Source organism: Runella zeae DSM 19591 (assembly GCF_000423565.1).
Taxonomy (GTDB): Bacteria; Bacteroidota; Bacteroidia; order Cytophagales; family Spirosomataceae; genus Runella; species Runella zeae.
Map to the genome: position 1 here is coordinate 86,132 of NZ_KE384046.1, position 20,021 is coordinate 106,152.

A 20,021-nucleotide genomic window follows, 5' to 3' on the forward strand; every position below is an offset into this window, starting at 1 on the left:
CCCCGTGTGAAACCCAAGGGAGATTCTAGTTTTTTTATTACGAAAATCGTGCCGATTTTATTGTCAGCTATGAGCCAATTCTTCTACGGCCTCAATATCAATTGTTTGATCACCGATGACCTGCTGATCATCAGGAGGTTTTGGGGTATATCCCAAAATATCCAACATACCTTCACTGCCTTGCTGTGGTGCAAAGAGGCGAGTGATGATATTGCCGTCTTCGTCACGGTCTACTAATACATGCTGTGGCGCTGGAATGAGACAATGCTGAATTCCACCGTAGCCTCCCAAAGATTCTTGATAGGCTCCCGTATGGAAAAATCCTACATACTGTACTTCATTTTGCAAATCAAACACTGGCAAGTACAAGTCGGCGCTGTGAGCTTCAGTATTGTAGAAATCCTGCGAATCACAAGTAAGGCCGCCGATATTGACTTTTTGGTATGGATTGTCCCAATTGTTGACAGCGAGCATGATATATTTTTGGTTCATGCCCCACGAATCTGGCAAATGAGTAATGAAAGAGCCATCAATCATATACCACATTTCTTTGTCGTTTTGGAGTTTTTGGTCGATGATCTGATAAATCACCGCACCACTTTCGCCTACCGTATAGCTCCCAAACTCTGTGAATAAATGAGGGACAGGCACATTGTTTTTATTACAAATCCATTGGATGTTTTCGACGATTTCGTCTATCATCTGTTGGTAATCATAATTAAACTGCAAAGAAGTTTGAATCGGTAAACCACCACCAATATCGATAGAATCAAGATCGGGACAGATTTTTTTCAATTCACAGTACTTAAACATAAACCGAGTCAACTCACTCCAATAATATGCTGTATCTTTCATACCGGTATTGATAAAAAAGTGCAGCATTTTGAGCTTAAAATTCGGATTAGGCTTGATTTTCTCTTTATAAAGCTCAATGATATCGCTATATCTGACCCCTAACCGCGAAGTATAAAAAGCAAAGTTCGGCTCTTCGTCGGTCGCAATGCGGATACCAAAATTGACTGATTCGGCAGTTACATTCTGTGCATAATAATCAATCTCACGCAAGTTGTCCAATACAGGCATCACATTGAAACCGTCGTTGATGAGGTCGGTGATAGCGCGCTGATAATTGGGAAGCTTATAGCCGTTGCAAATGATGTAGTTGCTTTTGGTTATTTTGCCGCTTTGGTAGAGATTTCGAATAATCGGAATATCAAACGCCGAAGAAGTTTCGATATGAATATTGTGCTTGAGGGCTTCTTCTAAGACAAAGCTAAAATGAGAAGACTTGGTACAGTAACAATAAGTATAAGAGCCTTTGTAATTGAAGCGCTTAAATGCGTTTTTGAAAAACTGCTTGGCGTTACTGATGTGCTCACCGATTTTGGGTAAATACGTGATTTTTAGAGGCGTACCATACTGACGAATAATGTCCATGAGGGGTACATTGTTGAACGACAGCTCGTCGTTCTGGACGTTAAACTCCAGCGTTGGGAATTCAAACGTCTGCTCAATTAGGTTGGTGTAAGTACTTTTCATTTCGCCTTAAAAGCATAAAAGGAATGTTTGGTGTAACATGATAAAAAAGCTTGCGAAGTTGCAGTAAAATAACGTTTTTTCCAAAGGAAACGCTTAAATCTTACATTAATTTTTGCAATACTGGTGATAGGCAGTAGGTTGGCTTTGGTTCAAATTTGTATGGCAAGATTTCTCCGCTTAACTTGGCACTTTCCAAAAATAACCTTTAACCTCATGTCAAAATACATAGCTGCTATTGACCAAGGTACGACTAGTACCCGTTGTATTATTTTTGATCGAAAAGGAAACATTATTTCCGTAGGCCAAAAAGAACATAAGCAAATTTATCCTCAACCCGGATGGGTAGAGCATGATCTTGAAGAAATCCGAAAAAACACCTTTGAAGTCATTGCCCAAGCTCGTATCAAAGCATCTATATCAGCTACTGATGTGGCAGCAGTAGGGATTACGAATCAGCGCGAAACCACTGCCGTATGGAATCGTCGAACCGGAAAGCCTTATTATAATGCTCTTGTATGGCAAGATACCCGCACGAGTGAGTTGGTAACTCAATTTGAGAAAGAAGGTGGACAAGATCGCTTTCGAGCAAAAACTGGCCTGCCATTGGCTACTTATTTTAGTGGATTGAAACTCCGCTGGCTGCTCGACAATGTTCCGGGCCTGCGCGAAGATGCCGAACGTGGCGATGCGATTTTTGGTAATATGGATACCTTTCTGATTTGGCACCTTACAGGAGGCGCGCAAGGGGGTGTGCACGTAACCGACGTTACTAACGCAAGTCGTACCCAACTCATGAATCTCAAAACCTTGGCTTGGGATGAAGAACTGCTCTCTATATTTGGTATTCCCCGTTTGATGCTACCGCTTATCAAAAGTAGTAGCGAAGTGTATGGTAGTGTGGTGTTGGATGTATTGCCCAATGTACCTATTGCGGGAGATTTGGGTGATCAACATGCGGCTCTGGTAGGGCAAACTTGCTTTGAACCTGGTCAAGCCAAAAATACTTATGGAACAGGCTGTTTTATGCTACTCAATACGGGGGCCGAGCTGAAAGAATCTACCCAAGGTCTCCTAACTACGGTGGCTTATAAGTTTGGTAATCAGCCTGTTAATTATGCGCTGGAAGGAAGCGTAGCGATTGCGGGTGCTTTGGTACAGTGGCTACGTGATAATCTAGGACTTATCAAAAAAAGTGAAGAAGTAGAGGTCCTTGCAAAATCGGTTGACGACAATGGGGGCGCTTATTTTGTACCAGCCTTTTCGGGGCTGTATGCGCCTTATTGGAAAGCTGATGCGCGAGGGGTGATTGCGGGATTGACTCGCTATGTCAGCAAAGGGCATATTGCTCGTGCGGTGTTGGAGGCGACTGCTTACCAAACATTGGACGTGATGAATGCCATGGAAAAAGACGCTAACATTGAGCTACAATCTTTACGAGTAGATGGTGGAATGGTCGCTAATCAAACCCTTATGCAGTTTCAGTCAGATATGCTAGAAGTACCTGTGGTATGCCCTGCCGTCACCGAAACTACTGCCTTGGGAGCTGCTTATGCCGCAGGATTAGCGGTGGGGTATTGGGAAAACTTTGATGATTTGCGCCAAAATTGGGGCGTTGCCCAAACGTGGACTCCTCAAATGGAAGATACTCAAAGGGCTAAACTCTACAAAGGCTGGCAAAAAGCCGTAGAAAGGTCTTTCGGGTGGGCAGAATAAAAATAGATAAGCAAAAAAACAAATGATTCCGAAGATTAGCTAGCGTACGGGAATCAAGATGCTAGTTAGGTTTGACTTCTCCTAAATTACAAAACTTTGTCGTCATAGAGAGGCACAGCGTTTGTGACTAACAAGTCCAAAAAATAAAGAATTTTGGAGAAGTCAAACCCTAAGTTAATTTAATTGCTTCTCTTTTTTATTTGTTTTTTTATCAAACAGCTTCACAAAATCTGGGCTTTCGGTACCCGCCCATTTATCCCAAAAAGTAAAATAAAGCCCAAAGTTGTATTTAAATTGTGAATGGTGTAAGCTATGATGGGTGGCACCTATCCACCATTTGCCGAACCAATGCCGCTGGAAATCCTTAGGATAGAGTTCTGTATTGAGGTGATTGATGACACTGGTGGTAGTCATCACTAATAAAATGATACCAATAGCTACATAATGTACCGGAATGATAAACATCAACACCGGTAAAACCACTGCTTGGAGTATACTTTCAAGGGGATGAAAAGAAAAAGAAGTCCAAGCGGAAGTGGTAATACTATCGTGGTGAGCTTTGTGGACCCATTTATAAACTTTGGGATGGTGCATCCAACGGTGTAGCCAATAGTAGTAGGTTTCGTGAATAAACAGCACCAAAACAATACTTACTACAAACCACCACCTTGGATAGTCGTCGAAGTGAGTGTAAATTTTTGTGTAATTTTTTTGCCAAGCGACTATCATACCCGTTCCGATAAGCGCAAAAATAACGGACGTAATAAACGAGTATCCGATTTCGCGCCAGTGCTGCTGAGGTCGGCGAGCGCGGGCATTTACTTCTCTTTCTTGAAAAAAAGAAGCATATTTGACTTTAAACAAATAATGAAAAAGGGCGGCAATCAGCACATATCGCCCAAAAATCCCTAAAAACATAAAAAGGGTAGTTTGTGCAAAAACGTGCCCTTCACTAAAATCAATTGTTTCCATAGCTATTTATCAACTATATTGTCAAAGCTAATGTTTGACAAAAATTGTATAACTATTCCCTTACCGATGCCCTACGGATGCGGTCGTTGATGGCGCGGCCTAGGTTTTTTTCTGGAAGCAACTCCGCATAGATAACCTCTACAGGTAAATTGTCGAGCTGACGCATGTAAGCAAAGAGATGTTTTGCTGCTTCACTGTAGTCCCCTGAGACTGACAAAATTCTTTGGTTTTCGGTAGGTATGTTACTCACAAAGGTTTGAAAAGTTAAGGCTCCGATGCTTTCTGGAGGATATTGGGCGCTAATTTTATCAAAATGCTCAATAAAAAGAGGTTTACGAGGTGAGTAATGGCTCTTAAGCATACCTGGTGCTTGAGGGTTGGAAGTAGAATGAGCCAATACTTCTACGGGGCCTACTACCTCTTCAATGGCCTCGACTGCCGTACCACCAAGTCGGTATACTATGGTTGTTTCACCCTCAAAACCCACAATTGTGGATTCAATCCCGATTTGGCTTGCACCCCCGTCGAGTATGTAGGGGATTTTTTTGCCAAGTTGCTTGTCCACATGCAGCGCAGAAGTAGGGCTGATATAACCAAACGGATTGGCGCTGGGTGCAGCTAGTGGAAACGGAAGGCTTGCCAATAGCTCCAGCGTGAGAGGGTGGTTTGGAATACGCACCGCTACAGAACTCAGTCCTGAGGTGACTAAGTCAGAGATGGCGTCGGTTTTAGGAAGTAAAAGCGTAAGGGGGCCTGGCCAAAATCTTTGGGCTAATTGCTGTGCTTTGGCCGGGAAGTAAGAGACAAATGAAGGAATTTTGGTGATACTATCGGTATGAACAATGAGTGGGTCAAACTGCGGACGGTTTTTTACCTTAAAAATTTTTAGAACAGCGTCGTCATCGAAGGCGTTTCCCGCTAGTCCATACACAGTTTCGGTAGGAATCCCCACCACTTCACCCTTTTCGAGGAGGGTTTTGACACAAACAATATCAGTCCCTATGATTGCCATGCTGCAAAGTTAGTTTAGAGTTTGCAGTTATCCCCCTTTAAAGTTTGGAGATTTTTTGCTTATTTGAGTGTTGTTTTATGCTATAGTGATATTTTATACTTATTATATATGAATTTTAACTATGAGCTCACCGCCATAGAGCATTTTTTTATAGGTGCCTTTTTGCTCTTATATGCCTTGTATATAGGGCGTACTTTTTGGGTGGCTAGAGCATTGGGTACTACTGCTCGGGCAGTAGTAATCAAGTTTTTTCTCCGAACTACTTATTTTGGCCTGCTGATTGTAGCCTTGCTTGGGCCTTTTTTTGGAGAGCCTGAAAGGGATATCATTGCGGAGGGCAAAGACGTAATGGTGTTGGTAGATGTTTCAAAGTCTATGGATGCCACTGATGTACAACCTTCTCGCCTCGAAAAAGTGAAATTTGAATTGCAGCGGCTCATTGCTTCCTTACAAACCAACCGCTTTGGCCTGGTTGTTTTTGCTACCACTCCTTTTTTACAAGTCCCTTTGACTTTTGATTTAAACGCATTTGAGCTTTTTACCCAAACTTTGAATACTTCCCAAATGAGTAGTGGTGGTACTGATATTTGTAGTGCGATAGACCTAGGTATCCAAAAACTGATTCACAACAAATCTCTCAATACTTCAAAAATTCTGTTGCTTTTTACGGATGGTGAAGATTTCGGGAATTGCGAGCGCAAAACATTGACCTCAATAAGGCAATATGATTTACAGCTGGTTGTTATTGGGATCGGTACTCCTAATGGCGGACGTATCAAAGACGGAAATTCATGGCTGCGCGATGATCGCAAGCAGGTGGTCATCTCGCGGCTAAATTCCAATTATTTAAGAGAACTCGCAATGGCAACTAATGGTAAATATTTTGAAATCAATAATCAATCAAATGCGATCTCGGATGTAGTAGATGCAATCAATTCTGTAGAAAATCGCTTGATTGATAGTCGCAAAGTTGCTGTTGTTAGTAATAAGTATAGGTATTTCCTAATTGCCGCTTTGGTACTTATCTTATTGGATGTACTGGTGACCGTTACAACCTTTCAAGTCTAAAAATTAAACAATAGTTAATAACTAAGTGCTAAGGCACAACTCCGCACAACTAACTGTGTGCAAGAACTTTATATAGATTATGTCAGAACAAAATCATTTGCAAACTTCACTTACCCCTACATTGCTATGGGGGCTTGGTGTTGGGTATGTTATCTCAGGAATGTATTTTGGGTGGAATGTAGGATTAGAAAAAGGCGGTACATTGGGTATGGCCGTAGCTACGGCGTTGGTAGTGATTATGTATGTATGTTTTACAATGGGCTATGCAGAGTTAGCTTGTGCTATTCCGAAGGCGGGTGGGGTTTCGGATTATGCTACTCGCGCTTTAGGTAAGGATTTGGGTTTTATTGCGGGGATTGCTCAAGTGTGTGAGTTTGTATTAGCTCCTCCTGCTATTGCGGTGGGGATTGGGGCGCACGTAAATCTTTTTTTTCCGAGTATTCCTGCTATTTATGTAGCGATAGGTGTGTATATATTGTTTACTTTGCTCAATATCATTGGGGTGAAGTTGGCTGCAACTTTTGAGTTTTTTGTGACCTTTTTGGCCGTGGCTGGCCTGATACTTTTTGCTGGAATCACGATAGGTGAAATATCCTTCGAAAATTTGAGTCGTAATTCTCTACCCAATGGCTGGGCGGGAGTTTGGGGAGCTATTCCGTTTGCGATTTGGTTTTTCCTTGGGATTGAAGGTTTGGCTAATGCTGCCGAAGAAAGCCAAAATCCTCAAAAAGATTTGACTCGTGGGTTTGGCTCAGCGATGCTTACTTTAGTGATTTTGTGTATCATGACTTTTGTTGGGTCAGTAGGAGTAGGTGGCTGGGAAGCTGTCGTATTCAAGACTGACGGTACGGTCTCAGATTCACCTTTGCCTTTGGCCTTGGGTAAGCTAGTAGGAGAGTCGGCTACGCTTTATTCGTTGGTGATTGTATTTGGGCTTTTTGGACTTACCGCCTCCTTTCATGGGTTGCTGATGGCAGCTGGGCGTGCTACTTTTGAGATGGGGCGTATTGGCAATTTGCCGTCTTGGTTGGGTGCGGTAAATCCTAGTTTCAAAACCCCCGCAAATGCCCTCATCGCTAACATGGTCTTTGGAATATTGATTTTACTATCCAATACTGCTGCCGATATTATTGTACTATCTGTATTGGGAGCACTTACTTTATATTGTTTTGGTACAGTGAGTGTTTTGCGACTACGTCAAGTAGAGCCCGACCTCAAACGCCCTTTTTTAGTACCACTATACCCTTGGGTACCGCTTTGTGCCCTTGTTTTGGCGGTTTTGGCCTTGGTAGCTGTGGTAATTTCAAATGGGATGCTAGCGGTATATTATAGTGGAACTTTAGCAGTAGCTTTTGTACTTTACAAAGTTTTTGTTCGTAGATAAAACTACTAAAAATCCCTTTTGTAAGACTATAAACTATTTAGGATAGTTTCATAAAAGATTTTTTTTGCGTTTTAATCAGATTTTAATCTACATTAAAATAAAATTTTATTAATATTGCTATTGAATTCAATTATCTCTCTAAAGAGTTGAATTTATAGAAATGGTGTGGATAACGTCGGAAAGCTGTTCGAACTCTCGGGCAGCTTTTTGTTTTTACACTTTTATTCATTAAGTATACTAAAACTCCTCAAAACTCGTGTGTTTTAAGTGTGTCAAAATATGTGGGAAATCTACCTAAAACATTTCAAGGATTATCTATTATTGGAAAGAGGACTAGCCGACAATTCGGTGGAGGCGTATGTAAGAGATGCTTCCAAATTAGCAGAATACTTAGAGCTACTTGGAGGAAAAGAGATACCTGAGGTCGTTGAGTTTGACATACTAGGTTTTTTGGGCTATCTCCATGCTTTGGGGCTAGCAGCTTACTCGCAAGCACGGATTTTGTCGGGTATCAAGGCTTTTTTTAAATATTTATTATTAGAAAATATCATCTCGGTAGATCCTACTCAGCTCATCGAATCTCCTCATTTGTCGCGGCATTTGCCAGATGTACTTACTTATCCCGAAATCGTCAGTTTGTTAGAAGCCAATGACCTTTCTACGGCCGAAGGGGCGCGCAACCGCGCTATGCTCGAAGTACTTTATAGCTCAGGATTGAGGGTGTCAGAATTGGTCGATTTGCAGATTACAAACTGCTATTTCGATGCAGGTTTTATCAGAGTGATTGGCAAAGGAAGTAAAACGCGATTGGTTCCCATAGGCCAAGATGCCATCAAGCATACGCTGCTGTACGTAGAGCATGTCAGAAGTAGAATAGAAGTTCATAAAGAACATGAGGATATTGTGTTTCTAAATCGGCGTGGCAAGCAGCTTACGCGCGTGATGGTGTTTTTAATCATCAAAGATTTAGTAGAAAAAACGGGGCTTCAAAAAAACGTAAGTCCCCATACTTTTCGGCACTCTTTTGCTACCCATTTAATAGAAGGAGGAGCCGATTTGAGAGCAGTGCAAGAGATGCTGGGACATGAGTCGATTACGACTACTGAAATATATACCCACCTCGACCGAGAGTATTTGAGAGAGGTAGTGACCAAATATCACCCAAGGGCTACTTAGTATTTAAGAAATGCAGCGTCATGGGTGTTTTTGAAGCTACCCCAAAAAAAAGTCGCGGAGGGGAAGTGCCCTCCGCGAACTCTGCTTTACTTTACCCCTTATTCAAATCACACTAGAAGTACTGTGATTCAAGATTTTTAAGTGCTAAGGTCAGTTAATGGCTGGCTTAGCTACTTATGAATGTTATATTAGACAGCTTCAGTGGTTGATTTTTCTCCTATAAAATAATGTTCATTGTTTTTGAACAATAAATTGAAAGAAGTCAAAGAACCATACACCTTCGTGATGTATTGCTGTATATTAATTTTTTCTTCGTCGTTGAGATTACTTGCATTGATACGCTGCTCCAAAACCCGTAAGCGGTCGCGTGTCATAACTATTTTGTGAAAAAACGTATCGATTGGTATCTCTTTGGCCGCCAAATCGTAACGTCCAGGTTTCAGAATTAGCTTTCCGCCTTTCCATTTATCGCCCAAAGGAACTACCTCCGTGACATCCAACCATTTTTGAAGGACTTTGGTGAGGGTATGTTCTACGTCGAATAAACTTACTAGGTCATTGTCTAATTCTACGGCTTCAATGACATCAAAATCAGTATCGAATTTGATAATTTTGGTGCCGTGTTCGATGAAAGTGACAGTGTAACCGGTAGATTTTAGATTGATAACCACCCCGTCACCAAAAGTGGCATGTCTAACTCTTGAACCGATTCCTAGAATACTATTCATACTTTTTGCAATTATTTAATGGATTATGTTTGACATTGAGCAAGAGGTGTGCCAAACTTATTTTTTTCTAAATTTTTTTTTCATATTTTTTTTAAATATACTGGTTTTCAGGTATTTCTTTTTTGGATATTTTGTTTAAGGAACTAGCTTTTTACTCCTAATAAAACATGAAAATAAAAAACTTTTTTTCACATTTTGACCTTCCAGAAGGCGTACATTTCATTAACTGCGCAACACGAGGCCCATTTTCAAAGGCCGTGGTAGAAGCAGGTATAACTTCAATTGAGCAGTTTACACCGTTTATTCATACAATCAAGCCAGAAGATTTTTTTGAGGGGGCTTGGCGGGTACGCGAGTTGTTTGGAACATTGGTAAAGGCTGATAAAGAACGCATAGCGATTGTACCGTCGGTGTCTTATGCCATGGCCATAGTAGCACGTAATCTCCACCGGAAGCCTGGCCTTAAAGTAGGACAGCATGTGTTGTTGATGGAGGACGAATTTCCGAGCGATGTGTACGCATGGGAGCGTGTGTGTCAAGAGTTATCGCTAGAGACGAAGACCGTACCAATGCCTCAGGGGGATGTCATTGGTGAAGAGTGGAATGCTCGTTTTCTGGAAGCTATCAATGAAAACACCGCCTTGGTAGTGGTACCTCATGTGCATTGGCAGTATGGGATTCGATTTGATTTGGAGAAAATTTCACAACGAGCCAAAGAAAAGGGTGCATTGTTGGTGGTAGATGGTACTCAATCCGTAGGTGCATTGGATTTTGATGTAGAGAGGATTCAACCCGACATGCTGGTAAGTGCGGCTTACAAATGGCTCATGGGTCCTTATGGAATGGGACTGGCCTACTTTGGGACATTTTTTGATGATGGTATACCGCTTGAAGAAAGTTGGATGGCACGGCAAGATAGTCACCTTTTTTATAAACTGACGGAATATCAACCAGGTTATCGTTCCAAAGCGTATCGGTATAATGTGGGAGAGCATTCTCATTTTATTCAGATGCCTATGCTCGAAGTAGCACTTAAGGAGAAATTAGAATGGGGTTGTGAAACCATACAAGCCCATTGTAAAGACTTGTGGGAAAATCCCATTAGGCAACTTTCTGAAAAAGGCGTTAGGTTTGAGCCAGATACTCTAAGAGCGCATCACTTGGTAGGAGTAAGATTACCTCATACGACAGATACCCTTCAGATACAACGTGCTTTGCAGCAACGAAAAGTAATCGTGGCAGCACGGGGACAGGGGATTAGAGTGTCTCCACACTTATATAATACGCCCGAAGATATGCAGGCCTTGGTCGATACCTTGCTTGAGATATTGTGATAATCGTAGAGTTTACACCTCTGGGTATTTATATACTGAAATGGGGTTATATGCAAGGGTCAGACGTAAGGGGGGCAGACATAAGGGGCAGACGCAAGGCCTGCCCCTACGGGATGTTGTTTTTGTAGGGGTAGGTCTTGCACCTACCCAATACTATCCAATATGCAAAATGGGGTCAGACGTAAGGGGCAGACGCAAGGCCTGCCCCTACGGGGGGCAATAAATATTATTTTATTCCCAATCCGTCATAGACTACTTGTAGAATAGAGGTGCGAAGGTTGAGGGTAGAAATACCGTTGTTGTCGCGGGTAGGATAAACCCGATTTGAAAGAAACACATAATTGAGGTTGTAAGCGGGGTCGTTCCAAATCATAATTCCCGTAAAACCAGTATGACCATAGCTCAACGGACTCGCACTGCGTGGGGCATTTCCGCAATATTGGCGACAAGGTTTATCAAATCCAATGCCACGGCGCGACTCAGGAAACTGATAACTCGTAAATTCATTCATGGTTTTTTCGGCTACAAATTGTTCGCCACCATATTGGCCTTTTTGAAGAAACAACTGGGTTACTTTCATGAGGTCGTTGGCATTGCCAAACAAACCCGCGTGGCCGCTAAGACCATTGAGCATTCCAGCTGCTTCGTCGTGTACGCGGCCATGAACGAGGGTACGACGGAAAAAAGTGTCACGTTCGGTAGGTAAAATTGTAGTCAATGAATGCGAACGAAGCGGATTGAATGTGAGAGAGTTAGCTCCGATTTTGCGATAAACGTGGCTTTTGAGAAATGTTTCAAAGTTTTCGCCCGTCAGATTCTCAACTACTAGGGGGTATAAGATAAACGACAAATCCGAATAAACGTACTCTTTTTTGGGGTTGAGCGGAGAGTCTTTGATGGACTCGTACATTTTTTTGGAGTATTTTTTATGTAACCAAAGGCTGTCGGTTATTTGTATTGTATAAGCTCCCTTTGACTCCTTGCCCCAACGAAAAGTACGTTTTTTCCAAGAGCCATCAGGTTTGAGACAATCGCGCCAAAAAGGAATGAATGCCCGCAAGCCAGCTTGATGAGTGAGTACTTGCCGCCATACCAAGTCTGCTTTGTTAGATTTTTTGAAGTCAGGTAAGTAATCCTTCATGGTAGCGTCGAGATTAAACTTGCCTTCGCCGTGGAGTCTTCCTAAGGCCAAAGTAGAACCAGCGATTTTGGTGACCGAAGCTAAATCATACAAATCAGTAAGTTGGGTAGGGCGGGGAGCGACTGATACACCCGGGATGGGCATCGGATATACGTGGGTGCCGTAGGCTTTTCGATAAAATACTTTCCCGTCTTTGGCGAGTTGTACTACGATACTAGGCGTCGCTTTTTGAGCAATGGCATTGTAGGCCAAAGAATCTATTTTAAAAGAAAGCCATTGGCTATTAAGGCCTACCTCTTCGGGAATGGTGTATTTGAGGCGACCGATGGCGGGAGTTTCAATCCCTGAATCATATTTAAATTGTGCGTTGACACTCACGGGCAATTTGCCCTTGGCCCCAATCGCCCCAAACAATAGTTGTGCCGATAGGTCTTCAGTAAAAGGGGTAAGCTGATATGCCATCACAAGGCCCTTGGCATTGGCGATGCCGTCTAGTTTGTTGAGCGAATAGGCATTCCCAAAAACAGTGATAACCGCATTCTGATTATTTGCTAATTCCTTAACCCAAGCGGCCGTATTAGGCGAAACACCGTAATTAGCTCCTGGACGGATATTGTTGAGGTGAGCACCTACCAACACAATATCGTAGCTTTTGAGGGCGGTACGGATGCGGTCTTGAATACTATCGGGGGTAAGGGGATGAACCACATAATGCTCCACGTTTGTATAGAGCGAAAGTGTTTTTTGAAAAGTAGTAATATCCCCCGTACTGAGGGTTTCATTGCGCGTGCCAAGCGCCACTACCCCGTCTTTGGTAGTAGTAGTAATCGCGGGTGCGTCGGTTAAAGAAATAGAGGCAATCGTGATTTTGTCTAAGTTTTGGATGGGTATAATGTTGTTGTCGTTTTTGAGAACGGTAAGCGCGTTTTCGGTGAGACGGCGATTGATAAGCTCGGCTTGCTTATCGTTGAGGTCGGTGGTTAAGTTTCGAGTGTCAACAGGCTGATAATGGTCCAGTCCTACCCATGCTTTAGCGGCGAGTACTTTTTTGACGCGGGCGTCTATTTCGGCTTGGCTTATGCGGCCTTCAGCAACTGATTTTTTGATTTGGGCAATAGCCGCAGGGACGTTGGGACTAAACTCTAAAATATCCATCCCGGCTTCTAAGCCTTTGGCATCGCCAAGGCCATTTGGGAAATATTTGGTAAGACCTTTCATGTTCATGGCATCCGAATAAATAATCCCGTTGAAATGTAATTGGTCTTTCAAAACGCCTGTTACAATAGGTTTGGATAGCGTAGAAGGGACATTTTTGGCGGTATCAAGTGAAGGAATAGCCAAGTGCGCCATCATGATACCATCGGCTCCCTTTTCGATGAGCTTACGGAAAGGATACAACTCCACCGAGTCCAAACGAGCACGATTGTGGGGTATGACCGGCAAGTCATAATGGGAATCTACACCTGTATCGCCATGTCCTGGAAAATGTTTTATGGAACTTAAGATGCCGCCATCTTGCATTCCTTTCATGTACGCATACGATTTTTCAAACACTTTTTGGGGATTTTCGCCAAACGAACGAAAATTGATGACGGGATTGTTGGCGTTGTTGTTAACATCGACCGAAGGGGCAAAGTTGATATGAACGCCTAGGCGTTTTTTGTGAGCAGCGATAGAGCGGCCCATTTGATAAATCAGCTCGTCGTTGCCTTGAATAGCTCCCAAAGTCATCTGATAAGGAAAGCGCACTGTGCTATCAAGCCTCATAGCCAAGCCCCATTCCGAATCCATGGCTACCAAAAGCGGTACTTTCGAAATAGATTGATAATAATTGGTGAGCTGGGCTTGCTGCACCGGGCCACCTTGAAAGAAAATCACCCCGCCTACTTTGTAGTCTTTGATGTACTGAGCCACCACGCGAGGGTTGGTGAAAGTAGTATCAATAATCACTCGTTTGGGATTGGTAGGATAGCCATGAGCGGCCACCATGATGAGCTGGGCGATACGTTCGTCGGGTGTGAGGCTATTGAAGACCGAATCTACCCAACGCTGATTGGAATTTTGTAGAAAAGGCGGAGTAACTTGTTGGGCAAAAGTTTGGGATAAGGAGACAATTATTAAGAGGAGACTCCCGAAAAATCTGTTCATGTTGATGATGTATTGCAAAAAGGAATTTGAAATTTGATGCGTAAGCGACGGTTGATACTGTGTGCAAATATATGGATTATTAAAACTTCATGAGGGTTTTGAACGCTTATAAAGTTGGGCTTATAAATAAATCGAAGGCAAGGATTTAGGTAGATTTCATAAATATGAACCCCGAAAAAAACAGCCTCGATAGGTATGTATTAACAAGGGGACTTTTATCTTTACGGAATACAAATGAGCCAAGTACAATGGGCCTAAAGCGGAGATATTATAAATACGTTAATTATAAAAATCGTCTAATCAATCGTTTACATGATTTTTTTGAGGACTTATCCTTTTATGTAGGAGGGTTTGTTTTTTTTGTGATTGTGTATGACTTGGGTTTTCCTCATACGGTCAGTTACTTTTATTTTTCTGCTATTTACTTACTGTTTTTGGTAAGTTTTACCGTTGCTTTTGCTTTTCGTTCGTTGCTTTTTCCTTCCCCTAGTCAGCGGCAAAACACCATCCGATGGGTGATAGTGGTGGGGTTAATGTTTTTTTGTTCGTACAAATACAGTAAGCTCAAATACCAGCCCGATTTTCATTCACTGAGTTATTATGGAAGTTTGGCCATTTGCGGATTATTGTTGCTGTTTGATGTTTCGCGCAAAATCCTCTTGCTGTACTCAAAGCGCTTCAATCCTGCTTTAAGTTTTGTGTTAAGTTTTGCTTTATTGGCATTGGTAGGCGCGGGACTTTTGATGTTGCCTCGGGCTACCGTCCATGGCATAAGCTTTGTGGATGCTTTGTTTATGTCGGTGAGTGCGGTATGTGTGACGGGCCTTGCCACGGTCGATATGGCCGTGGAGTTTACGCGTTTGGGCAAACTTGTTTTATTGGTATTGATGCAGTTGGGAGGGTTAGGAATGCTTTCGTTTACGAGTTTCTTCGGCTATCTGTATCAGGGTAGTTTTTCGATAGAAAATCAACTGTTTCTCAAAGATTTTGCAACTTCCGAGCGGATAGGCGATGTCTTCAAAACCTTGTCCCAAATTATCATGATTACTTTTGGGTTGGAACTGATAGGAGCGGTTTTGATTTATTTAACCCTCAACGACAGCCTTTTTCAGACATCGGGTCAGCAGATGAGGTTTGCGATTTTTCATAGTGTATCATCCTTTTGTAATGCCGGTTTTTCGATTACTCCCAATGGGCTGTTCAACCATGAAATCAATCAAAATTATGGCTTTCAATGGATAGTGGCGTTGTTGATCATTCTGGGAGGTATTGGTTTTTTTATCATTACTGATTTTTATGCGTATCTCAGGCATTATACAAAGCAGCTTTATTTTTGGGTTAGGTTCCAGCTACCTATTCAGCATCTGCCTCGTATTGTAAGTATCAATTCGTTGATGGTATTGCTGACTACAGGCTGTTTACTTTTGGTGGGTATGGTGGCGATTTTGATGATTGAACAAAAAGGTATCTTAGCACACCATCCCACTTGGTGGGGCAAAATATCCACTTCTTTTTTTGCTTCTGTTACGCCTCGTACGGCGGGATTTAATACCTTCGATATGGGTTTGCTACAGCCTGCTACTGTGCTGATTTTCTTGTTGTTGATGTGGATTGGCGCTTCACCAGGGTCAACGGGTGGTGGAATCAAAACCACGACTTTTGCGGTAGCAATGCTCAATATCGTAAGTTTGGCAAAGGGGAAAGACCGGGTAGAGTTTGCTGGTCGCCGGATTCCTTCCGAATCAGTGCGAAGGGCTTTTACGGTCATTACTTTATCACTGCTTATGATTGGACCCGCTATCTTAATTATTACGATTTTAGAACCTAATCAATCTCTTATTGGAATAGCGTTCGAATGTTTTTCGGCATTTTGTACGGTGGGTTTAAGCCTAAACCTGACCCCCACTTTTACAGATGGGACCAAGGTGGTTTTGATTGTTCTTATGTTTATTGGAAGGGTAGGGACGTTCACATTGTTGGTCGCATTTGTAAAGCGCGTAAAAACAATGAATTATCAATACCCCAACGAAAATATTTTTATCAATTAGGAAGTGCTAATTGAGGAATGTAATAATTTGAAAATGTGCCGATTGAGGGATATGGTGACAGATGGTGAGTGGAGTGTAATTGTTGAGTTTTTCAATTACCTAATTATTTAATTAAAAAAGCTTTTTATGAAATTTTTTGTGGTAGGACTCGGCAATTTTGGTGCCACCCTTAGCATCAATCTCACCTCTTTAGGGCATGAGGTCATTGGAGCTGACATAAGTCTCAACAAAGTGGAATCGCTCAAAAATCGTATTACTCATACGGTGTGTATGGATTGTACGGATGCCAACAATCTACACAGCTTGCCGCTCAAAGAAATGGACGTAGTAATAGTAGCTATTGGAGAAGATTTTGCGGCTTCGGTCTTGATTACGGCATTGCTCAAACAGCAAAACGTAAAAAAGCTCATTGGGAGGGCTTTCAATGAAGTGCATCGTACGGTGATTGAAGCGTTGGGAGTAGATGAGTTGCTTTTTCCAGAACAAGAAGCCGCCGAGCGCGTAGCCAAACGTTTGACGTTGCCTTTTGTGGAAAATTCTTATGAAATATGCGAACAATCGGCAATGATGGAGCTGAGTATTCCGCCTAAGTTTTATTATCAAAGACTGGACGAAACGGGCCTAACCGACGTAAAAGATTTAAAAGTAGTAGGTTATCTCAATATTCAGTCTGAAAAGAGTTTATGGGGGTATAGCCGAAACGTCAAAAAATTGGATGTAGATGTAGCACCTTCCAGAGAATTGAAGCCAGGAGATAGATTGTTGATTATTGGAAATGTGAAAGAAATCAAAAAAATCATTGATAAATAAATACTTTGCTTCATCTTCAAACTACTAATCTTTATGCGTAGACTTCTATTCTCGATGTGTATGGTGGGAATATCTGCTTTGGGAGGCGCTCAAAATAAAGCTACTTCCTATTTCCCGTCAGCCCATGATTGGATGGCCAAAACACCCGCTGCCTTGGGGCTTAATTCCACCAAAATCCAAGAAGCGATTGCTTTTGCGCAAGCCGCCGAATCCAAGAATCCCCGAAATCTTGAATATTCTCATTATCAGAGTTTTGGGAAAGAGCCTTATGGGTATGCTATTGGGCCTTTTGCCGACCGTGGTGACCAAACAGGCTTGATTGTTTATAAAGGATACATTATCGCTCAATGGGGCGAGCCTTCGCGTTGTGATATTACCAATAGTGTCACCAAGAGCTTTTTGTCAAGTGTAGTAGGGGTGGCCTTAGACAAAGGTCTGATTAGGAGTGTCAAAGATACTGTAGCGCCTTATGTACCACCGATTGAGCTGTATGGGCAGCCTGTGATGCGTCCTGCCGAAGAATGGGGTAAACCCGAAATGCTCCGACTGTTTGATACGCCGCACAATCGCCGTATTACCTGGGATGATATGCTGCGTCAAACTTCGGATTGGGAAGGAACACTCTGGGGCAAGCCTGATTGGGCCGACCGCCCCGATAAGGATGCCGCTACGTGGCTCTCTCGCCCGCGCAATGCTCCCGGTACGGTGTATGAATATAATGACGTGCGAGTCAATGCTTTGGCTTTGGCCGCTACGAGTGTATGGCGTAAGTCTTTGCCGCAAGTATTGAAAGAGTATATCATGGAGCCTATCGGTGCCTCTAATACGTGGCGTTGGACAGGCTATCGAAATGCGTGGATTGTACTCGACGGACAGCCTGTTCAATCGGTCAGTGGCGGCGGGCATTGGGGAGGTGGTATGTTTATCAATGCGTTTGACATGGCTCGTTTTGGATTGTTGACGCTGCACCGGGGCAACTGGAACGGAAAACAACTCTTGTCGGAACAATGGGTAAAACAAGCCACTACCCCTACAGCAGCACAACCTACTTACGGCTACATGAATTGGTTTCTGAATACTGACCGTAAGCCTCTGCCGAGCGCGCCTGCCAATGTGTACTATCACGTGGGCAATGGAACCAATATTGTGTATGTAGACCCAGAGCATGAGCTGGTGATGGTGCTACGGTGGATTGAAAATAATGCCCTTGATGGCATTGTCAAAAGGGTATTAGAGGCTTTTACCCCTTCTGTACCCGATACTGAAATTTATCTTACTGACCTAAAAATAGCAGGCGATAAAGCAACCCTCGGCAAACCTCTGAATGTGACAAAACGGGCGGGTTATGATAATCAACCTTCTTTTACGACTGATGGCAAAAAAATACTCTATACACAGCAGGCCAATGGGCAAACGGATATTTGGGCGTATGACTTGTCAAAAAAAACAAATACTGCGCTGACCAAAACCCAAGAAAGTGAGTATTCGGCGACGGTGACGCCTGATAAGAAACACATTTCTACCATAAGAGTGGAAGCCGACCAAACACAGCGGCTTTGGAAGTTTGATTTGGCGACAGGAGGCAATCCTGAGCTACTCTTGAAAGACATCAAGCCCGTGGGTTATCACTGTTGGTATGGTACCGATTCATTGGTTTTGTTTGTGCTAGGCAACCCTAATACCCTTCAAGTAGCACGAGTATCCACAGGACAAGGCCAGGTGATTACGACCAACGTAGGTCGTTCGTTACTAAAGATTCCTGCTCAAGAGGCAGTGAGTTTTGTACATAAAGTTTCGGCTAATGAGTGGCAAGTGGAGGCATTGGATATGAGAACTTTACAGACTAAAAAACTCATCACAACCCCTTCGGGCAGTGAAGATTGTGCATGGTCAAGCGACGGGACGCTATGGATGGCACAGGGCGCAAAACTCTACAAGTGGAATCCTAAGTATAATGCTGAGTGGCAGGAAGTAGCCGATTGGAGTAGCCTAGGAATCAAACAAATCACGCGGTTGGCGATCAATCCCCAAAACAATAAATTGGCTTTTGTAGGGCAGTAAAAGCGAGAATTTGAAAACCCCTTGATCTCAGTAGTACCCTGTGTGCTGCTGAGATTAATTTTATATAGAAATCCAATTTTCAAAGTTGATTAAATACTTGGAAATATACCTATATTAACTTTAATATTCTTTTTTGTAGATATTTGTACTTATTTGTATTAGTGTTAGTGTTTCTGCTAATTTTTTTTGTGTCTTTTTTATAACCTGCCCGTCTAAAGTATCTGAGGATGTTAGGGATCTATTTGTCGCCTAATTCAACGAAGGATTTATACAGTTTAACGTTTTTTTAACAACCCAATGATTGGATATCTTTAGAAGATAGAGAGAGGATAGTTTAGCAACCTATAGAGTCTTTGATAAAGTGTGTTTCTTAGATTTTTAAATTTCGAAATTAAGAAATTTGAATAAAATTCAATATGTAGATAATTTTTGATGAATCTTAGGTGTGCCACATAAGTAAAAGTGATGGGGGTGCATTGCAAATTGTCGTTTAACTTTGTGATTTACATTCTTTTAATTATGACACGAGAAGAGTTACATAAACTAATAGATTCTGAGTACGATAAACTTGAATCAATGCCCTTGGGCCACACATTGTACGATTTAGAAGTAAGGGTTGAAATGATCAAGCAGAAGGTTGGTCAAGCCCTGCTACAGAGCCAAACCGGTGCGTGTAATGATCGTCGAAAAAAAAAAAGATACTGACACGCAGCGGGGAGATTGATGTTTTGCATGATTCTATTTATTCCATGAAAGACACCCGGTTCGGCTATTCTGCTCTTGTTCAAGAGGATATGCTTCATCTGGCTCAACAGAGTGTGTACAAAGATGCTGCCAATACCTTCACACGCTTTACAAATGTTAAAATTAATCCATCGCAGTATCAG

Annotated in this window: 13 protein-coding genes; 8 read left to right on the forward strand and 5 right to left on the reverse strand. The window is 42.4% G+C overall.

Going from position 1 to position 20,021, the window contains the following annotated elements:
- Nucleotides 1-63 precede the first annotated feature (63 nt).
- Complete coding sequence (locus tag G563_RS0131980; RefSeq protein WP_028668925.1) at nucleotides 64-1,539, reverse strand: type III PLP-dependent enzyme domain-containing protein; 1,476 nt, start codon at nucleotides 1,537-1,539, stop codon at nucleotides 64-66.
- A 213-nt stretch (nucleotides 1,540-1,752) separates the two neighbouring features.
- Between G563_RS0131980 and glpK the strand changes: the two genes are divergently transcribed.
- A complete protein-coding gene (gene glpK / locus G563_RS0131985) occupies nucleotides 1,753-3,252 on the forward strand; it encodes a glycerol kinase GlpK (protein WP_028668926.1) in 1,500 nt (499 codons plus the stop codon).
- A 174-nt stretch (nucleotides 3,253-3,426) separates the two neighbouring features.
- Here the strand turns inward: glpK and G563_RS0131990 are convergent, their stop codons facing one another.
- Together G563_RS0131990 and G563_RS0131995 are read right to left on the reverse strand one after the other, a co-directional pair.
- Nucleotides 3,427-4,224, reverse strand: coding sequence for a sterol desaturase family protein (locus G563_RS0131990; RefSeq protein WP_028668927.1), 798 nt, complete (start codon nucleotides 4,222-4,224; stop codon nucleotides 3,427-3,429).
- Nucleotides 4,225-4,276: 52 nt separating this feature from the next.
- Nucleotides 4,277-5,236 carry an L-threonylcarbamoyladenylate synthase gene (locus G563_RS0131995; RefSeq protein WP_028668928.1) on the reverse strand — a complete coding sequence of 320 codons (960 nt, stop codon included), beginning with the start codon at nucleotides 5,234-5,236 and terminating at the stop codon, nucleotides 4,277-4,279.
- A gap of 108 nt (nucleotides 5,237-5,344) precedes the next feature.
- Between G563_RS0131995 and G563_RS0132000 the strand changes: the two genes are divergently transcribed.
- From G563_RS0132000 to xerD, 3 genes are all read left to right on the forward strand, one after another.
- Nucleotides 5,345-6,304, forward strand: coding sequence for a vWA domain-containing protein (locus tag G563_RS0132000; protein WP_028668929.1), 960 nt, complete (start codon nucleotides 5,345-5,347; stop codon nucleotides 6,302-6,304).
- A gap of 79 nt (nucleotides 6,305-6,383) precedes the next feature.
- On the forward strand, nucleotides 6,384-7,688 hold the full coding sequence (eat, locus tag G563_RS0132005) for an ethanolamine permease (protein WP_028668930.1): 1,305 nt from the start codon (nucleotides 6,384-6,386) through the stop codon (nucleotides 7,686-7,688).
- Between the two features lie 279 nt (nucleotides 7,689-7,967).
- Nucleotides 7,968-8,864 (forward strand): site-specific tyrosine recombinase XerD, encoded by an 897-nt coding sequence (gene xerD, locus G563_RS0132010; RefSeq protein ID WP_028668931.1) that lies wholly within the window; start codon nucleotides 7,968-7,970, stop codon nucleotides 8,862-8,864.
- 188 nt (nucleotides 8,865-9,052) lie between these two features.
- Here xerD and G563_RS0132015 read toward each other — a convergent pair whose 3' ends face one another.
- Nucleotides 9,053-9,592, reverse strand: a complete 540-nt coding sequence (locus G563_RS0132015) for a DUF8685 domain-containing protein (RefSeq protein WP_028668932.1) — start codon at nucleotides 9,590-9,592, stop codon at nucleotides 9,053-9,055.
- Between the two features lie 167 nt (nucleotides 9,593-9,759).
- Here G563_RS0132015 and G563_RS0132020 point away from each other — a divergent pair, with 167 nt between their 5' ends.
- On the forward strand, nucleotides 9,760-10,926 hold the full coding sequence (locus tag G563_RS0132020; RefSeq protein WP_028668933.1) for an aminotransferase class V-fold PLP-dependent enzyme: 1,167 nt from the start codon (nucleotides 9,760-9,762) through the stop codon (nucleotides 10,924-10,926).
- 226 nt (nucleotides 10,927-11,152) lie between these two features.
- Here the strand turns inward: G563_RS0132020 and G563_RS0132025 are convergent, their stop codons facing one another.
- Nucleotides 11,153-14,215, reverse strand: coding sequence for a serine hydrolase domain-containing protein (locus G563_RS0132025; RefSeq protein WP_037328768.1), 3,063 nt, complete (start codon nucleotides 14,213-14,215; stop codon nucleotides 11,153-11,155).
- 164 nt (nucleotides 14,216-14,379) lie between these two features.
- On the opposite strand from G563_RS0132025, the gene G563_RS0132030 reads away from it, so the two are divergent.
- From G563_RS0132030 to G563_RS39280, 3 genes are all read left to right on the forward strand, one after another.
- Nucleotides 14,380-16,263, forward strand: a complete 1,884-nt coding sequence (locus tag G563_RS0132030) for a TrkH family potassium uptake protein (protein WP_084651027.1) — start codon at nucleotides 14,380-14,382, stop codon at nucleotides 16,261-16,263.
- A 126-nt stretch (nucleotides 16,264-16,389) separates the two neighbouring features.
- Nucleotides 16,390-17,073, forward strand: a complete 684-nt coding sequence (locus G563_RS0132035) for a potassium channel family protein (RefSeq protein ID WP_028668936.1) — start codon at nucleotides 16,390-16,392, stop codon at nucleotides 17,071-17,073.
- Nucleotides 17,074-17,106: 33 nt separating this feature from the next.
- A complete protein-coding gene (locus tag G563_RS39280; RefSeq protein ID WP_169579830.1) occupies nucleotides 17,107-19,134 on the forward strand; it encodes a serine hydrolase in 2,028 nt (675 codons plus the stop codon).
- The last annotated feature ends 887 nt before the right edge of the window (nucleotides 19,135-20,021 follow it).

What these genes read in the sequence shown, in the direction of transcription:
- G563_RS0131980 (WP_028668925.1), bottom strand. Translation starts at nt 1,539, where the DNA reads ATGAAAAGTACTTACACCAACCTAATTGAGCAGACGTTTGAATTCCCA.
- glpK (WP_028668926.1), top strand. Translation starts at nt 1,753, where the DNA reads ATGTCAAAATACATAGCTGCTATTGACCAAGGTACGACTAGTACCCGT.
- G563_RS0131990 (WP_028668927.1), bottom strand. Translation starts at nt 4,224, where the DNA reads ATGGAAACAATTGATTTTAGTGAAGGGCACGTTTTTGCACAAACTACC.
- G563_RS0131995 (WP_028668928.1), bottom strand. Translation starts at nt 5,236, where the DNA reads ATGGCAATCATAGGGACTGATATTGTTTGTGTCAAAACCCTCCTCGAA.
- G563_RS0132000 (WP_028668929.1), top strand. Translation starts at nt 5,345, where the DNA reads ATGAATTTTAACTATGAGCTCACCGCCATAGAGCATTTTTTTATAGGT.
- eat (WP_028668930.1), top strand. Translation starts at nt 6,384, where the DNA reads ATGTCAGAACAAAATCATTTGCAAACTTCACTTACCCCTACATTGCTA.
- xerD (WP_028668931.1), top strand. Translation starts at nt 7,968, where the DNA reads ATGTGGGAAATCTACCTAAAACATTTCAAGGATTATCTATTATTGGAA.
- G563_RS0132015 (WP_028668932.1), bottom strand. Translation starts at nt 9,592, where the DNA reads ATGAATAGTATTCTAGGAATCGGTTCAAGAGTTAGACATGCCACTTTT.
- G563_RS0132020 (WP_028668933.1), top strand. Translation starts at nt 9,760, where the DNA reads ATGAAAATAAAAAACTTTTTTTCACATTTTGACCTTCCAGAAGGCGTA.
- G563_RS0132025 (WP_037328768.1), bottom strand. Translation starts at nt 14,215, where the DNA reads ATGAACAGATTTTTCGGGAGTCTCCTCTTAATAATTGTCTCCTTATCC.
- G563_RS0132030 (WP_084651027.1), top strand. Translation starts at nt 14,380, where the DNA reads ATGAACCCCGAAAAAAACAGCCTCGATAGGTATGTATTAACAAGGGGA.
- G563_RS0132035 (WP_028668936.1), top strand. Translation starts at nt 16,390, where the DNA reads ATGAAATTTTTTGTGGTAGGACTCGGCAATTTTGGTGCCACCCTTAGC.
- G563_RS39280 (WP_169579830.1), top strand. Translation starts at nt 17,107, where the DNA reads ATGCGTAGACTTCTATTCTCGATGTGTATGGTGGGAATATCTGCTTTG.